The organism is Denitrificimonas halotolerans (genome assembly GCF_034259425.1).
Taxonomy (GTDB): domain Bacteria; phylum Pseudomonadota; class Gammaproteobacteria; order Pseudomonadales; family Pseudomonadaceae; genus Denitrificimonas; species Denitrificimonas halotolerans.
In genome coordinates this window covers 1-357 of record NZ_JAXIVU010000058.1, presented here as the reverse complement: position 1 = coordinate 357, position 357 = coordinate 1, and the positions used below count along the sequence as shown (strand labels likewise).

The window sequence follows — 357 nt, the reverse complement described above, 5'->3', positions numbered from 1 at the left end:
CTCGCAGCGTCAATTTCGTCTGGAACTTTGTTAATGAATTAAGTCAACGCTCGATTAAAGAGCGTGGTGTGTTTTTGTCTGCGTATGATATGCATCCCTACACTAAGGGCGCAGGTAAAGAGCTTGGGCTGCACAGCCAAACCTTGCAGTGCGTTGCAGGTGAGTATGTCACGCGTCGCAAGCAGTTTAAGAAAGGGCGGCTTAGCTAGCGTAAGTTAGTCGGCGTTAGTTGGGCTGGATACCCGTCAATACAGGTGCAGCTCAATGGAAAAACGGGCAGGTCTACCACAACGGCCACTATTTTAAGGTCTGGGACAGCTACGGCTTGAACCAATACAAGTTTCGCTCGGCCAGTTT

General features: G+C 49.6%; 1 pseudogene. It reads left to right on the top strand.

What is annotated here, in order from left to right:
• A pseudogene (locus tag TOI97_RS13260) lies at positions 1-209 on the top strand (RNA-guided endonuclease InsQ/TnpB family protein); the annotation flags it as partial.
• Positions 210-357 lie beyond the last annotated feature (148 nt).